This window comes from Pseudophaeobacter sp. (assembly GCF_039971195.1).
In the GTDB taxonomy this organism is placed as follows: domain Bacteria; phylum Pseudomonadota; class Alphaproteobacteria; order Rhodobacterales; family Rhodobacteraceae; genus Pseudophaeobacter.
This window is the reverse complement of the sequence record NZ_JBDWPJ010000013.1, coordinates 23,307-39,069: the sequence shown is the minus strand read 5'-3', so window position 1 is coordinate 39,069 and position 15,763 is coordinate 23,307. Positions and strand designations below refer to the sequence as shown.

The window sequence follows — 15,763 nt, the reverse complement described above, 5'->3', positions numbered from 1 at the left end:
CGCCCGCCCTATGCGGGACGACCAGGTTATCCTGGCACCCATCCTCCTGGCTGGCGTCCGCCCGGGCACCGTCCACCGGGATGGCGACCACCACATCATCGGCCGCCGCATCATCGCCCCCCTCACTATCATCACGGCCGTTACTATTGGTATCCTTCCTGGGGTTGGTATTTCACCGCGACGCTGGCCGCTTCGACCCTGGTTTATGTTGCCACCAAACCTACGGATGGCTGCGAAGAAGTCATCGACAATGGCGAGAAGCTGATCCTCTGCGACGGGGTTATCTATCGCCCGACATACTATCAGGACGAGCAGGTCTACGAGATCGTCTCTCCGGCAGCTGAGGAAGCCATGGCCGAAGCCGACTCCATGTTGGGTCTGGCTCTGACCTCGCCCTTCACCCGTGGCCCTGCCGTGCGCGAGTTGCAAAACCTGTTGACGAGCTACGGCTATGATACCGGTTCAGTGGACGGAACCTTTGGCAAAAACACTGAGTCCGCGCTGATGTGGCTGCAGTACGACTACGGTCTGGAGCAGACTGGCAAGGTGGATGACGACACCGCCCGCGCTATGGGCATCTTGCCACCTCTGGAACCGGCTGAAACTGGCGAAGAAAGCATCTCGTCGGAGACAGCGCCTACTGCTGCTGAAGGCGAGACTTCACAAGATGGGGCTTCAGCAGCCCCTGAAGCCGCCGTAGAGGTCGAGACTTCGCCAGAAGCAGACGCGCCTGATAGTGAAGTCGAGACGGAACCGACAGAACCACAGGAAGCAGAGGCAGCAACTCCAGCTACCGATGCTCCGGGGGAAGAAGAGACACCGCCTAGCGATTAGTCTCAGACCCGTGGCAGGTCTGCTTTGACTTCAGCCTGCCGGGTCTGGTGCAAAGTTTAGGGCTGCTTCCAAAAGCGAAGCGGCCCTATTGCCTCGGCCCGCAGATTGCAGAACCGCGCCTACTTTTGGCTCTGTCTGCCCCACCAAGTTCCGGCAAGCGCCCTACCGGCAACAAAGGACTGCGCGCCCAGCCTGTCTTGAATGCGCAGGCATTCGTTCCATTTTATCATACGTTCCGAGCGGGTGAAGGAGCCAACCTTGAGCTGGTTGCTGCCCAGCCCAACCGCGAGATGGCTGATCGAGACATCTTCGGTTTCCCCAGAACGGGCCGAGACAATTGTCCCCCAGCCCTTGTCGCGGGCGGCGCGGAATGTCTCTAGGCTTTCGGTGACCGTCCCGGCCTGATTGACCTTGATCAGCACTGCATTGCAGGCGCCCTGGGCCTGTGCCTCTTTTACCAGCGCGGCATTGGTCACCAGATAATCATCCCCGATGATCTGCAGGTGATCGCCAAACCGGCGGGTGAACTCCACGGTGCCTGCTACATCATCCTCAGACAGAGGGTCCTCGATTGAGGCAATCGGGTAGCTGTCGATCCATTTGCCCAGCATGTCGATCATCTGACCGCTGTCCAGCTCACGATCCTCCAGCGCCAGCCGGTAACGACTATCGCTGCCAAATTCCGAAGCAGCAATATCCAGCGAGATAACCACCCGGTCGCCGGGTGTCTCCCCGGCCTTTTCAATGGCCGCCACCAGGGTCTCCAGTGCCTCTTCATTGCTGTCGAACATCGGCCACCAGCCGCCTTCATCTGCAACGCCTGCCAGCTTGCCCTTGGACTTCATAATGTCACCGGCGGCAAAATAGACCTCATTGGTGATCTCCATCACCTCGTCAAAGCTGCCCGCGCCGGGCACCATGATCATAAAGTCCTGAATATCGACGCGGCGCCCGGCATGGGCTCCCCCGCCAAAAATCTGGATTTCCGGCAAAGGCAGGGAGGGGGTGGTGCCCATGGCCTGTGCCACATGCCGCCACAGGGGTAGGCCCGCATCCGCGGCTGCTGCATGCAGAACCGCCAGGGATGTTGCCACGGTTGCATTGCCACCAAGCTGATCTTTGAGCGGGGATCCATCCAGCGCCAGCATTGCGCCATCAACACCGGATTGATCCCGAACGTCGCGGCCCGCCAGGGCGTTTGCAATTGATCCGTTCACGCTGGCCAGGGCGCGGCCTACATCTTTGCCCTGCAGCGCTGTGCCACCGTCCCGCAGGTCAATGGCCTCGCGGGTGCCACGTGAGGCGCCGGCCGGGGCGATGGCCCGCCCCAGCACACCATTTTCCAGGGTTACGTCCACTTCAACGGTGGGGTTCCCGCGCGAGTCCCAAACTCTGCGTCCTGTCACGGTTTTGATCGCGGTCATGCCTCTAGGTCCTTTAGATGAGTATCCACCGCATCCAGGAGTTCAGCCAAGGTAGCCACTGGCTGTTTGATCCGGGACAGGGCGATTTCGCGGATCTGGGTCCGCTGGGTTTCAGTCAGATATTCCACCGGCGATTTGCCATCAATCCGCGCCAGCATCAGCGCCGCGGTCAGACGGCAGATACGCGCCTCAAGCCCAGCAAGGGGCTCCCAGCAGACATGCGGGCTATAGGCCTGCCAGAACGTGCCCACAGCTGCAAAAAGCGCGGCGCGTGTCTGGGGCAGGTGGATGGCTTTGAGGATAAGATGATTTAGGAAAAACGAAGGATCAAAACTGGCATCCCCCACGGTTGCACATTCCGCATCCAACAAAAGGGGAGACCCTGCGCGGATGAGGATATTTTTAGGGCTGACATCGCCATGCACCAGGACCGCAGTGCTGGAGTATAGCTCATCAGCAAGCGTGTTTAGTGCCTCAGCCACTTCCGGGTGAGCTGCAGCTGTATAGCTCAGGTAAGGTTCGATCCGCAGGGCGCGGAAATCATCACGGTTGTGAAAAGCGGTGCGGTCAAAATCGCTCTGGCTGGAGGCTGCCTGAATGCGGCCAACCATATCCCCGATGGCGCTCACTTCTTGCTTTGGCATCTCACCAGCTAGCAGGGCTGTTTTCAACAGATAGATATCGTCACCGGACACGAACTCCATCACAAAGCCGTGCGCCTGTTCAGACCGGCCAAACAATCTCACAGCGCTATGGGGAACCAGTTCAGCAGCAACCTGGAGCCAAGCGTATTCAGCCGCATTGCGATGCACCGGCGCGTGCCAATCAGCTGCGACTTTTAGCTTTGGCAGGGCGAATTTGGCGCAGTAGTGGGCCTCCCCTACCCGAAGCGAAGCAATGTCTGAGGCCACGCCACCGGTCAGAGCGGTGATCTCATAAACATCACTGGCGGCTCCGAGGCTCAGGGCATCGATCAGGTCACGGCAGCGGGTGTCAAGCTCTTGCGTCATGGCTAGATCCAAATATGTTCACGTGAACATAAATTGATTACAGGCAGAGTTGTCAAGGCAACAAAAACGATTACTAGTGGTCAGACGAGCCTTAAGGAGCAGAAATTGGCCCGCGTCACGATCAAAACCATCGCCCAGGATCTCGGAGTGTCCCATATGACGGTGTCCCGAGCGCTGTCCGACAATCCCAATGTTCAGAAAGAAACCCGCGAGGCAGTGCACAAACGCGCCCGCGAGCTGGGATATGTCAAAAGTTCTGTTGCCATGGTCCTGCGCGGTGACAGCCCCCGGATTGCCGGCCTGTTGCTGCCCAATATCGTCAATGAATTTTATGCCCGGTTCGCCAATGAAATGGCGCTGGCCTGCGAAGCCCAGTCCTGGCAGTTGATTATCCACCTGACAAATGACGACCCAAAAGCCGAACAAAAAGCACTCGACCGGTTGCGGGAGGTTCAGGCCACATCTGTTGTGATGGTACCCGCTCCCGGCGGAGCAAAAGAACCCCTAGCCTCATCGGCGTCAATGCAGGTGATCGAGCTGATCCGTCAAAGCAGCCCAGACAGTGGCAACCCCGCGATCCTGGTTGAAGACCGCTCTGCCATTCACGCTGCCGTTCAACATCTGGCCGATGCGGGCCACCGCCAAGTCGCCTATATAGGTGCCGATAGTAACCTGACCAGTGGCCAGGGCCGGTTGCAGGCCTTTTGCGACGGCACCAAGGCGGCAGGCTTCCCTGCCAGCCTAGACCTGATCTGCACCGGTGCTCCGTCTTTTGATATGGGGCGGCGCCATGCGCAAAGGATCCTTGCGCAGGGGCAGGCAACGGCTTTGGTCTGTGGTGGGTTTGAGATCTCTAACGGGGCGCTCAGCGCCATAATGGACGCCAAAGCAGAACAGGGCGATGGGATTGCCTTTGTCGGCTATGGCGACCCATCCTTTTACGCATGGCTTGATCGCGGCCTGACCACCATTCAGGTGCCAGTGACACAGCTGGCCCAACGGGCGGCAGAGATGGTGACGTCTACTCATAGAAGCGATGAAAGCAAACAGAGCAGCTTTTTAGCGCAGCTCATCATTCGCTAGGGACAGACCAAAAGGCGGGCGCTTGGTTTTCGCTCGCCTTTTGAATTCGTTTCTAGGCTTCGCCCAAATCAACCTTCGCTCTGTGTGGCAGGCGCCTTGTTGGTGCCTTTGATCCATTCCCGCGTCCCCTGCAGAATGACATAGAGCACCGGCACAATGATCACGCCCAGAACAGTCGCTGCCAACATGCCGCCAAATACGGCAATGCCGATGGCCTGCTGGCTGGCCGCGCCAGCGCCGCTGGCGGCGAGCAAGGGAACAACCCCCAACAGGAAGGAGAGCGCGGTCATCATAACTGCCCGGAAACGCTGGCTGGCGGCCTCCATCGCGGCCTCGCGGATCGACAGGCCACTGGCCCGCCGCTCCATGGCAAACTCCACAATCAGAATGGCGTTCTTTGACGCCAGGCCAATCAGCATGATCATCCCGATCTGGGTATAGAGATTGACATCTCCCCCTGTCACCGAAACCGCTGCCAAGGCCCCGAACAGGGCCACCGTCACCGAGAGCAGAATGCCTATCGGCATGGTCCAACTTTCATACTGCGCCACCAGGAAGAGATAGGCAAAGAGCACCGCCATCCCGAGGATAATCACGACCAACCCACCAGAAGACTGCTGTTGCTGCGCCGTTCCGGTCCATTCAAAGGCATAGCCAGGCGGCAGCGCTGTAGAGGCCTCTTCTTCGAGCACGCGAATGGCATCCCCGGTAGAAAGCCCCGGCGCGGGCACCGCGGTCACTGTAGCGGCCCGGAACATATTGTAGCGGTTCAGCGCCACCGGCCCCAGTTCGTTGCGCACGGTGATCAGGGCGCCCATGGGCACCATTTCACCGCTTTGCGACCGCACATAGAGGTTATTCAGGTCTTCGACATTATCGCGGTATTCGCCATCGGCCTGCAGCATGACCCGGTAGACTCGGCCAAACAGGTTGAAGTCATTTACGTAGAAGGATCCCATATAGGCCTGCAACGTCAGGAAGACATCCGAGATCGCCACATTGAGGGTTTTGGCTTTTTCACGGTCAAGATCCACGTAGACCTTGGGAACATTGGCCCTGAAGGTTGAATAGGAGTGGCCGACATCCGGGCTTTGATTGGCGGAATAAACCAGCGATCCAATCGCCGCTGACAGATCCTGCGCCGAACCGCCGCCGGTCTGTTGCACCTTCATCTCGACCCCGGCGCTCATCCCCAATCCAGAGATAGGCGGCGGGTTGAAGGCAATGACATTGGCGCTGATCTCTTGGTTGGCCACCGCCATGATCTTGGCAAGGATGCCATCGGCGCTCAGCTCGTCGGTATCGCGCTCATCCCAAGGATCCAGGTTAGGAATGATCATGGCACCATTTGAACCAGAGCCATTCAACAGGCTGAAACCATTGACCACAACACTCGACTGAACACCGGGGATTTCAAGGATCTGTTTGTTGATCCGATCCGTCACCGCCTCTGTCCGCTCCAATGAGGCAGCATCAGGCAATTGCACATCGACAAAGAGATAGCCGTTGTCTTCCAGCGGAATAAAGCCCGCAGGCAGGGCCTTCATTAAGCCGCCAGAGCCAAACATGATGGCCGCCAGAATGGCCAGGGCGATCAGCGGCAGGCGTACCAGACGCCGGACAATGCCGACATAGCCGCCGCGCACCCCATCAATGCCTTTTTCGAACGTGGCAAGCACACCCGTGGGTGGGCCAGAGCGCGGTTTCAGGATCAGTGAACACAGCGCCGGAGAAAGGGTCAACGCGTTGATCGAAGAGATCACAACAGCGGTCGAAATGGTCACCGCAAACTGCGAATACAACCGTCCGGTGATGCCGGGCATGAAGGTGACCGGTACAAAGACCGCCAGCAGAACCAGGGTTGTGGCAATCACCGGGCCGGTGATTTGCCCCATTGCCTTGCGGGTGGCGTCAGCCGGGCTCAACCCCTCTTCGGCGATGATCCGTTCGACGTTTTCCACCACCACAATGGCGTCATCCACCACGATGCCAATCGCCAGCACCAGGGCAAACAGCGAAATGGTATTGAGCGACATGTCAAAGGCCAGCAGGAAGGCAAAGGTCCCGATCAATGATACCGGAATGGCTATGGCCGGGATAACCGTGGCCCGCCAATTGCCCAGAAAGACAAAGACGACTGCGATCACCAGCACAAAGGTCTGCATCAGAGTTGTGACAACATCGCTGAGCGATTGTTCGACAAATTTGGTGGAGTCAAAGGGCACATCATAGGTTACATCATCGGGAAAGGCGCGCGCCAGTCGCTCCAGCTCTGCTTCGACTCCTTCGGCCACGGCCAGGGCATTAGCCCCCGGTGCCTGGTAGACCGCCAGAACGGTTGCGGGTTTACCCGAATAGCGGCCCGAGGCGTTATAGTAGCTGGCCCCCAGCTCTACTCGTGCCACATCGCCGATCCGCACAATGCTGCCGGCATCGCCGGAACGCAGCACGATGTCCTGGAACTCTTTTACCGTGGTTAGGCGGCCCTTGGATTTGATGGTATATTGAAACTGCTGGCCGGTTGGGATCGGGGGCGTGCCGATCTGACCTGCCGAGACCTCCAGGTTTTGCTCGCGAATGGCCGCGATCAGATCAGCAGGCGTCAGCCCCAGACCCGCCATGCGATTTGGATCCATCCACATCCGCATCGAGTATTCAAAATTGGTCATGATGTCGGCCTTGCCAACACCCGCGACCCGCGCCAGCGCGTCTTTTAGATTGATCGCGGCATAGTTCGACAAAAAGACTTCGTCATAGGTGCCATTGGGGGAGGACAGCGCCACCAGCAATAGCATATTGGTTGATGATTTCTGGGTGACCACGCCCGAGTTGGTGACTTCGGTGGGCAAAGACGAGGTCGCCTGCGCCACCCGGTTTTGCACATTGACCGAAGCAATATCGGGGTCGGTTCCAACCTCAAATGTGACGGAGAGCGAATAGCCGCCATTGTCGTTACTGTCTGAAGACATGTAGATCATGTCGTCCACACCGTTGACCTGGGCCTCGATGGGGGCCGCGACGGTGTTTTCCACGGTTTCAGAGCTGGCGCCGGTATAGTTGGCGCTGACATTGACCACAGGCGGGGTGATTTCCGGGAACTGTTCGACCGGCAGCACCGAGAAACCAATGATCCCCATGATGGTCAGCACCAGTGAGATTACAAAGGACGTCTTGGGACGTGCAATAAAGATTGAGGAAAACACGCCTATTTCTCCTCTGCCGCGCCGGCCAGAACCGCATCCACCGCCACTCCGGGTCGCACCCGCTGAAGCCCCTCGACGATGACGGCTTCTGCCTCACGCAGCCCGTCTATGACCACTACGGCGGTTTCTTCCTGCCGCCCAAGGGTGACATAGCGTTGTTCAACCGTTTGCTGCGCGCCAACGACAAGAACAAAATCGCCCCGCTGGTCCCGCTGAACAGCCGCCTGCGGGATCATCAGAACCTTGCGGGGAGCCGTGGATTCGATACGTACATTCAAAAAGGAGCCTTCAACGATCATTCCCCGTGCATTGGCAAATTCTGCCCGCAGGGTGATTGTCCCGGTGGAAGGATCGATCTGGTTGTCCGCAAAGACCACCCGACCTGCTTCCTCCAGTTCCTGCCCATTTGGCAGTATCACAAACACATCCGGGGCCTTTGGGTTGTTGGCCACCTCGCCAACACTTGCGCCAAAGTTTTCAATTACGTTCATCAGCTGTTTTTCTGTCAGCGAGAACTCCACGTACATTGGCGCCGTCCTGATCAGGGCGATCAACGGCTTGGTTGTTGGACCAACCAATTCGCCCGGGCTGACCGACGTGCGGCCAACCCGCCCTGCAAACGGCGCATGGACAACCGTGTAGCTCACATCAAGCTTGGCCATCTGAATGGCCGCTTCAGCGATTTTCACTTGGGCCTCGGCCACCTGATTGTTGGCCAGGGCCACATCCCGGTCTGCCTCTGTGCCAGAGCCACGGCGGAACAGTTCTGCTTTGCGTTCCAGTTCTACTGCGGAAAGCTTCAGGTTGGCTTCGGCCTGAGCCTTGTCAGCCTGACGGGCGGCCAGGGTAGCCTCATAGGTGTCTGGTTCAATCCGGAACAGCACATCGCCTTCAACAACCTCTTGGCCGTCCTCAACGACGATTTCATCCACAAAGCCACTGACCCGCGCGACAATCTCGACCTTGTTGACGGCCTCTCCGCGGCCAATGAAGGTGACCTCATCGATCAGATCCGCTGTATAGGCTGCGGCGATTGACACCTTTGGAGCGGCCGCCTCCTGAGCTAGAGCCGCCCCGGACGTTGCTCCAAAAATCGCACCCCAAAGGATCGCTTTTATCGTTGAATGGCCAGCAGAGCTCATGTGTAATACCCTATTTAAGAACAGTACTAAGGGGCCCTAGTCTCTGGAAACTCATTCAGAATTTTGGTCTCAGGGCTTTGTAGCAGTCATACACAGCGGATGCTTATGTGCAACGATGCATCGCGACTGTTGGAGGGTAAAAGCGAGATCAGGCCGAGGCCATTGCAGAGACGTTAGAACATGCCGTTGTCATTGGCACTGGTCTCCGGCAAGACCTGCAACACATCCCAGTGCTCCACCACTTTGCCATTCTGGTCGAGGCGGAAAATGTCAATTCCGGCATATTCCAGCCCCTCTGGCCAGATCTGGTGGCAATGCAGAACCACCCTGTCACCTTCGGCCAAGGCGCTTTTAACGATCACCCGCTTGCCTGGGTACTCGGCGGCCATCCTTTCAAAATACTCCACAAAGGCCTCTTTGCCGTCGCCGACATGCGGGTTGTGCTGAGTATACTCGGCCCCGGCATAGGTCTCGATCGCCTGGCGCGGTTGGCAATCGTTGAACATCTGCTCATAAAACGCGATCACATTGCGTTTGTTCTGCTCCAAATCCACCATTGTACCCCTTACCCCTTCCTCGCATGCCACCTTGACCACGGATGCCGACTATCAAAGCCAAACAGGCCAAGGCTTGCAGGCTGAGGCTATAGCTCAATTCCCCGCTTGTCTGTGCTCTACAAGCGAAAACCCCTGTAACAGTCTGATTGTCACGAAGATGGCAATAGAATTAATCTCTTAAGGGCCTTAGATTGAAGCAAGATGATTGGATCAGGCTGGGTTTTGGATGGGTTTTCGCGTTTTGACTGGATACAAAAACCTGTTGGCTGCTTTGACTTGGGTGTTTCTGGCCCAGGCAGTGATGAGCCAGGACAACACACCGGCCGAGCCTGCCTATGTTGGATCCGCCAGCTGCAGCAATTGCCATGCGGAGGCCGCTCAAGACTGGCAAGGCTCGCATCACGCTCTCGCCTGGACAGCGCCCTCGTCTGCCACAGTTCTGGGGGCTTTTGACGACCGCTCCTTCTCGCATCGCGGCACCACCACCCGGTTCCGTCAGCAAAATGGCACCTATCTGATCGAAACCGATGATGCCGTCGGCGGCAAACAGCAGTTCACGGTGGTTGGCGTTGCCGGGATTGAGCCGCTGCAACAGTATATCATTGAGACCGAGCCTGGCCGAATGCAGTCCTTTGATGTGGTCTGGGACACCGTGAAACAAGAATGGTTTCATCTATATCCCGATCAGGTCCTGGCGCCGGACGATGGGTTTCACTGGAGTGGTCCTTATAAAAACTGGAACGCCCGCTGCGCCGAATGCCATGCCACCGGGTTTGAAAAGAACTATGAGCCCCGCGCCAGAGTCTACCAAAGCCGTCAGGCCGAAATCGGCGTCGGCTGCGAGGCCTGCCATGGCCCGGCTCAGGCGCATCTGGACTGGGCAACAACACAAAACCCTCTCAAGCCGGGTCAATGGACCGGAGTGAATGCCATAGGACTGCGGCTCAATCTGAACGCCAGCCCGGATGCCAATTCAGAACTGCGTAACTATCTGGCAGGCACAGACCAGCCGCTCAGTCCGCTGACCCATCCTGAGCGTGAAATCCAGCAATGCGCCGGCTGCCATTCGCGCCGCGAACCTTTTGAGGGCGGCAACCCCCTGCCCGGCACCCCGTTTCACGATGCCTATCGGCTCAGCACTCTGCGTTCTGGGCTGTATCACCCGGATGGTCAAATTCAGGATGAAGTCTATGTCTACGGCTCGTTCCTGCAGTCAAAGATGTATGCCAATGGTGTCACCTGCAGCAATTGCCACAATCCGCATACGGCTAAACTCAAGATTGAAGGCAACGGGCTGTGCACCCAGTGTCATTCGCCTGGAGGCAACCCAGATTTCCCGTCGCTGACGCAGAAAGCCTATGATGATCCTTCCCATAGCTTCCATCCCACGGGCAGCGAGGGGGCGCAGTGCAAAAACTGCCATATGATCGAACGCATCTATATGGGAGTGGACGGGCGGCGCGATCACTCTTTCCGTATTCCGCGCCCGGATCTGAGCGTGGAGACCCGGGCCCCCAATGCCTGCACGGATTGCCATACAGAGCAAACTGCAAAATGGGCGGCGGATACTGTGGCAGACTGGTTCCCGGACAGCCAGTATCGCAGCCCGCATTTCTCGCAGATCATTGCGGGCGCGCGCAATGATCTGCGTGGCCATGCGGCGGGGCTGGTTGAGCTGGCCGAATACGAGGAGTTGCCCGCCCTTGTCCGGGCCTCGGCGCTGGATATGCTGATACCCCTGGCGGACGCCGGATTGGCAGCCCGTCTGGAGCCGCTTTTGTCCAGTCCTGATCCGCTGGTGCGGGTGTCCGCTATTGCCCTGCAACGCGGCGCGCCTGAAACAGAGCGGTCTCAGCGTCTGGTAGGTCTGCTTGGCGACCCGGTCAAAGCTGTGCGCATAGCCGCGGCGCGCGGGTTTCTGGGCATGCGCATCGCCTATATGCCCGAACGGATGAACCGCAACCTCAACCAGGCAATGTCGGAGTGGCAGGCCTCGCTGTTTGTCAAAGCTGACTTCCCAGAATCGCAGCTGGTTCTGGGTGGCATTGGCCTGACCACACGGCGGATGGACATGGCCTTGCAGGCCTTTGGCGAGGCCGTTGAACTGGATCCGCAACTGACCCAGGCCTGGGTCATGATTGTCCGCATTCATGATGCTCTCGGGGACCGCACGGCAGCGCTGGAAGCACTGGACCACGCCATTGAGCTAAACCCAGAGGATGTACAGCTCAACCTGATGCGAGCAGATCTAAAGGGGTAGGCCGCGCGTGAGCATCACCCATGTCATTTTTCAAATCAAACCTTTCCATAGTGAGTGAGTGGATTCTGTAAAATTGATGTATTTTCCTTACATCTTTCAAGTGGGATCAAGAAACACCTTTGGAGTGGAAAGCGATTTTCCGAACGAAACGCAAAGGTTTTCCTTGAGATGTCCAGTGAACACACCATTATTGTCGCATCTGCAGGAGGAACGACTCGATGCGACAAAATATTTCAACAAATTTTTCCACAACCCGAAAATTCGGCATTGCCCTGAGTACGGCAACAGCATTTTTCCTAGCCGCCCCCGCATGGGCGCAGGACAAACCCAATATCCTTGTGATCTGGGGCGATGATATCGGCCAATCGAATATCTCGGCCTATACCATGGGTCTGATGGGCTATCAGACGACCAATATCGACCGGATTGCCAATGAGGGCATGATCTTCACCGATTATTACGGCGAGCAATCCTGCACCGCCGGCCGCTCTTCCTATATCATGGGCCAAAGCGTCTTTCGTACCGGTCTTTCCAAAGTTGGCCTGCCCGGCGCCAAAGAGGGCATGCAGGTCGAAGACCCTACCATTGCAGGCCTCTTGAAGGCTGAAGGCTATGTGACCGGTCAGTTCGGCAAGAACCACCTTGGTGATCTTGATGAAATGCTGCCGACCAACCACGGTTTTGATGAATTCTTTGGCAACCTCTACCATCTGAACGCCGAGGAAGAACCGGAAAACGAAGATTACCCCGGCGATGCCATCATGGCGGATGGCCGCACCTTCCGCGAAGCATTTGGCCCGCGTGGCGTTCTTCGCTCCTCGGCTGATGGTGAAATTGAAGATACCGGCCCGCTGACGAGAAAACGGATGGAAACCGTAGATGATGAAACCATCGCAGCGGCGATTGATTTCATGCAGCGTGCGGTTGACCAGGAAAAACCCTTCTACGTCTGGTGGAATGGTACCCGGATGCACTTCCGAACCCATGTGAAAGACGAGTTGCGCGGTATTTCCGGCCAGGATGAATATGGTGATGGCATGGTCGAGCATGACCGTCACGTCGGCATGCTGTTGGACAAAGTCGATGAGCTCGGCATCGCCGACAATACCATCGTGCATTACTCCACCGACAATGGTGTTCACATGAACACCTGGCCTGACGCCGGCATGACGCCCTTCTTTGGTGAAAAGAACACCAATTGGGAAGGCGGCTGGCGGGTGCCATCGATGGTGCGCTGGCCCGGCAAGATCGAAGCCGGCAGCATCTCGAACGAGATCATGCACCACATGGACTGGCTGCCAACCTATATGGCCGCTGCAGGCAATGCCGACATCAAGGAACAGCTGCTTGAAGGCGGTGTTCAGGCCATTGGCCGCGAATACAACGTCCATCTGGATGGCTATAACTTCCTGCCGCATCTAACCGGTGAAGTTGAAACAGGCCCCCGCAATGAGATCTTCTATTTCTCTGATGAGGGCGACCTGACAGCGCTGCGTTATGATGACTGGAAACTGATCTTCATGGAGCAAAAAGCCTATACAACCCTACGCGCCTGGATCGAACCCTGGACCGAACTTCGGGTGCCACTGATCATCAACCTGCGTCGTGACCCCTATGAGCGCGCCTACCGGACCTCCAACACCTACTATGATTGGCTGATCGACAGAGCCTATCTGCTGGTTCCAGCCCAGGCCTATGTGGCCCAGTTTCTGGGAACTTTTGAAGCCTTCCCCCCACGGCAAAAAGCCGGGTCATTCTCGCTCTCCAAGGTGATGGAAAAAATGACAGCAAACGTCGGCAGCAACTAAGCCGGACGGTCAAAATAACGGTGCCGGCAGTTTCCAGCCGGCACCGTTGCTGCAAAGTCTGAGTCGCTCAATCGCTTGGAACCACCTTACGGATGAAGGACATAAAATGGCCATGGCCATAACAATGGTGCAACTTTGCACAGAAATTCAATGGGTTCGGCGCGCGAGCGGGGCTCTTAATCTCTTGCATCCATGTTGTGAGTGCGCGACGTGATCTCCGGGCCCGACAGACGCGAAGGCGGAATAAACACACTATCCTTCTGGGCCAAACTCGCGGTCATTACTGCAGTGGTTATTTCAGGGCTGGTCTTTGGCGCCGGTTTTCTCATCCCGCTGACCTTTGCACTGATCCTTTTTGTCCTGCTGACCGCGGTGATTGACTGGATTGCAGGTCAAAAAATCGGCGACGCCCCGGTTCCACGGTGGCTCGCCCATATCATTGGCATTCTACTGGTTCTGACCGGCCTGGGCGCAACGCTTCTGATCCTCGGCAACCAAGCTACAGGGGTCTCCGAAGCTTTGCCGCGATATGAGGCAAAATTGGCCCAGATTATCGCCCGACTGATTTCTGCCATCGGTGAGGAGAACGCCAAAATTGTACAAGATGGTATAGCCAGTCTGGACTATTCCGCATTTGCGGCCACAACCTTCAACAGTGCAAGTGCCTTTCTATCCGGTTTTTTGCTGGTGCTGCTCTATATTCCCTTCCTGATGAGCGAACGAGCTCCGATGCAGGAAAAACTGAAGCTGGCTGCGGGTGATCCTGAGACCGGTCTTCAGATTGCCTCTATCCTCTCGGATATTTCCGAAGGGGTGCAGAAATATGTTGGCATCAAAACCGTTGTCAGCCTGATTACTGGCCTCTTGTCCTATGCCGTAATGAAACCCATGGGCCTGGACTTTGCCGAAACCTGGTCCGTTCTGACTTTCATGTTGAACTTCATCCCGTCTATCGGATCCGTGCTGGCAGTCATCTTTCCAGCCCTGGTGGCGCTGGTTCAGTTTGATACCCTTACTCCATTCCTGATCATCGTCTTTGGCTGTGGGATAGTGCAATTCACCATCGGCAACATCCTTGAACCCGCCTTGACCGGCAAATCACTCAACCTGTCGCCCTTTATGGTGATCCTGTCCCTGACCTTTTGGACCTCGATCTGGGGCGCCCCCGGCGCCTTGCTGAGTGTGCCAATCACAGTCTGTGTCCTGATCGTTTTCTCACATCTTCCCGCCACCAGACCGGTGGCAATCCTGATGTCAGGCGACGGCCAATTGAGGTCAAGTTCTGAACCGGAAAGACCCACATTGGGAAAGTCCAAGCCGCCGGTCAATTCGCAAATGGCGGCGCAGACAGGGGAAGCGGATTAATGGCAACCAAAGCACAGCTGGAAGCCGAACTAAAAACTCTGAAGGCTGAAATGGCCCATCGTCGGAAAAGCGTCAAAGACGATGAGTTGGACGAGACACCTGAGAGCGAGAAACCTTCAGATAGCACTGTGCCGGGCGACGCTGCGGAACTGGAAGATCTATGGGCGCAGTTACAAGGTGAGCTTGCAGATCTGTCCAAAAAACAACCGGTTCTGACCCTCGTTGGAGCCCTGGCACTGGGGTTCATCCTGGGGCGTGGATCGAAGTGAGGAAGCAGACATGAGCCAGAACCTGGCACGTTCCCTTGAGAAAAGCAGAAGCCGCATCACCCGCAACGCCAGCATAGCTCTGCGCGCCGAGCGCATGATGTCCCGGCGCCGACTGGCAGTTATTCGCTCGCAAACCGGGCTCATGGCCTTTGCCGGGCTGATCGGCGCCATCGGGCTTGTTATGCTTAATGTGGCCGCCTTTTTCTGGCTGGCCGAAACTCAGGGCAAGGCCGCCGCAGGGTTGATCGTGGCGGCGGCGAATTTCCTGCTTGCCGTTCTGCTGGTGCTTTTTGCCAATCGGCTGTCGGTCGAACAGGAACTGGAACCCGTCCGAGAGGTGCGCGACATCGCAGTCGAGGAAATCGAGGCCGAAGTCGATATGGCCTTGGATGAAATTGGTGAAATTGCAGAAAACCTACGCCGAATGTCCAAAGATCCCTTTGGCAGCGCGCTGCAGTCCATCCTGCCGCAGCTGATTACGCTGCTCGCCAAGTCCAAAAAGTGAGCTCAAGGAGAAGGTGATGACGGGAATAGACTTCTTTGCCTGGTTTGTTTTGATCACGCTTGTTGCCACAGCGATTGTTGTCTTTGTGGTTCTGGCCATGCTGCCCGGGAAAATTGCCCGCGACAGAGGCCACCCCCAACAGGAAGCAATCAATGTGGCAGGCTGGCTTGGTGCAATCGCGGGCGGTGTCTTCTGGCCGCTGGCCCTGGTATGGGCCTTCATCAAATCTCCGATGGCGGCTGACAAAACACCGGAGGCCGACCAGTGATCGTATTCCTGACGCTTCTCTACGTTGGCCTTCTT

Annotated in this window: 13 protein-coding genes; 8 read left to right on the top strand and 5 right to left on the bottom strand. The window is 57.1% G+C overall.

Annotated features, from left to right (window positions below; translation table 11 throughout):
* Positions 1–834: peptidoglycan-binding domain-containing protein (locus ABJP42_RS01260; protein ID WP_348338078.1), on the top strand; the 834-nt coding region annotated here is incomplete at its 5' end.
* Between the two features lie 119 nt (positions 835–953).
* On the opposite strand, the gene eno is transcribed toward ABJP42_RS01260, so the two are convergent.
* On the bottom strand, positions 954–2,258 hold the full coding sequence (eno, locus tag ABJP42_RS01255) for a phosphopyruvate hydratase (protein ID WP_348338077.1): 1,305 nt from the start codon (positions 2,256–2,258) through the stop codon (positions 954–956).
* On the bottom strand, positions 2,255–3,268 hold the full coding sequence (locus ABJP42_RS01250; protein ID WP_348338076.1) for a phosphotransferase family protein: 1,014 nt from the start codon (positions 3,266–3,268) through the stop codon (positions 2,255–2,257). Before ABJP42_RS01250 ends, eno begins: the two co-directional genes overlap by 4 nt.
* A 105-nt stretch (positions 3,269–3,373) precedes the next feature.
* Here ABJP42_RS01250 and ABJP42_RS01245 point away from each other — a divergent pair, with 105 nt between their 5' ends.
* Positions 3,374–4,351, top strand: coding sequence for a LacI family DNA-binding transcriptional regulator (locus ABJP42_RS01245; RefSeq protein WP_348338074.1), 978 nt, complete (start codon positions 3,374–3,376; stop codon positions 4,349–4,351).
* A 68-nt stretch (positions 4,352–4,419) separates the two neighbouring features.
* Here the strand turns inward: ABJP42_RS01245 and ABJP42_RS01240 are convergent, their stop codons facing one another.
* From ABJP42_RS01240 to ABJP42_RS01230, 3 genes are all read right to left on the bottom strand, one after another.
* Complete coding sequence (locus ABJP42_RS01240) at positions 4,420–7,554, bottom strand: efflux RND transporter permease subunit (RefSeq protein ID WP_348338073.1); 3,135 nt, start codon at positions 7,552–7,554, stop codon at positions 4,420–4,422.
* 2 nt (positions 7,555–7,556) lie between these two features.
* On the bottom strand, positions 7,557–8,594 hold the full coding sequence (locus ABJP42_RS01235) for an efflux RND transporter periplasmic adaptor subunit (RefSeq protein WP_348338072.1): 1,038 nt from the start codon (positions 8,592–8,594) through the stop codon (positions 7,557–7,559).
* A 275-nt stretch (positions 8,595–8,869) separates the two neighbouring features.
* Positions 8,870–9,253: a nuclear transport factor 2 family protein gene (locus ABJP42_RS01230; protein WP_348338071.1), complete on the bottom strand. Its 384-nt coding sequence runs from the start codon at positions 9,251–9,253 to the stop codon at positions 8,870–8,872.
* A gap of 262 nt (positions 9,254–9,515) precedes the next feature.
* On the opposite strand from ABJP42_RS01230, the gene ABJP42_RS01225 reads away from it, so the two are divergent.
* The 6 genes from ABJP42_RS01225 to ABJP42_RS01200 all read left to right on the top strand — a co-directional run bounded on the left by ABJP42_RS01225 (position 9,516) and on the right by ABJP42_RS01200 (position 15,728).
* Positions 9,516–11,513, top strand: a complete 1,998-nt coding sequence (locus ABJP42_RS01225) for a multiheme c-type cytochrome (protein ID WP_348338070.1) — start codon at positions 9,516–9,518, stop codon at positions 11,511–11,513.
* Between the two features lie 218 nt (positions 11,514–11,731).
* Positions 11,732–13,321, top strand: a complete 1,590-nt coding sequence (locus tag ABJP42_RS01220) for an arylsulfatase (RefSeq protein ID WP_348338068.1) — start codon at positions 11,732–11,734, stop codon at positions 13,319–13,321.
* A gap of 201 nt (positions 13,322–13,522) precedes the next feature.
* Positions 13,523–14,686, top strand: a complete 1,164-nt coding sequence (locus ABJP42_RS01215; protein ID WP_348338067.1) for an AI-2E family transporter — start codon at positions 13,523–13,525, stop codon at positions 14,684–14,686.
* A complete protein-coding gene (locus tag ABJP42_RS01210; RefSeq protein ID WP_348338066.1) occupies positions 14,686–14,955 on the top strand; it encodes a hypothetical protein in 270 nt (89 codons plus the stop codon). Before ABJP42_RS01215 ends, ABJP42_RS01210 begins: the two co-directional genes overlap by 1 nt.
* Before the next feature lie 10 nt (positions 14,956–14,965).
* Positions 14,966–15,460 (top strand): hypothetical protein, encoded by a 495-nt coding sequence (locus ABJP42_RS01205; RefSeq protein ID WP_348338065.1) that lies wholly within the window; start codon positions 14,966–14,968, stop codon positions 15,458–15,460.
* 16 nt (positions 15,461–15,476) lie between these two features.
* Entirely contained in the window at positions 15,477–15,728 is a 252-nt protein-coding gene (locus ABJP42_RS01200; RefSeq protein ID WP_348338064.1) for a DUF3302 domain-containing protein, read from the top strand.
* Positions 15,729–15,763: the final 35 nt, after the last annotated feature.

Coding starts and splice junctions, on each gene's coding strand:
- eno (WP_348338077.1), bottom strand. CDS start 2,258: ATGACCGCGATCAAAACCGTGACAGGACGCAGAGTTTGGGACTCGCGC.
- ABJP42_RS01250 (WP_348338076.1), bottom strand. CDS start 3,268: ATGACGCAAGAGCTTGACACCCGCTGCCGTGACCTGATCGATGCCCTG.
- ABJP42_RS01230 (WP_348338071.1), bottom strand. CDS start 9,253: ATGGTGGATTTGGAGCAGAACAAACGCAATGTGATCGCGTTTTATGAG.
- ABJP42_RS01220 (WP_348338068.1), top strand. CDS start 11,732: ATGCGACAAAATATTTCAACAAATTTTTCCACAACCCGAAAATTCGGC.
- ABJP42_RS01210 (WP_348338066.1), top strand. CDS start 14,686: ATGGCAACCAAAGCACAGCTGGAAGCCGAACTAAAAACTCTGAAGGCT.
- ABJP42_RS01205 (WP_348338065.1), top strand. CDS start 14,966: ATGAGCCAGAACCTGGCACGTTCCCTTGAGAAAAGCAGAAGCCGCATC.
- ABJP42_RS01200 (WP_348338064.1), top strand. CDS start 15,477: ATGACGGGAATAGACTTCTTTGCCTGGTTTGTTTTGATCACGCTTGTT.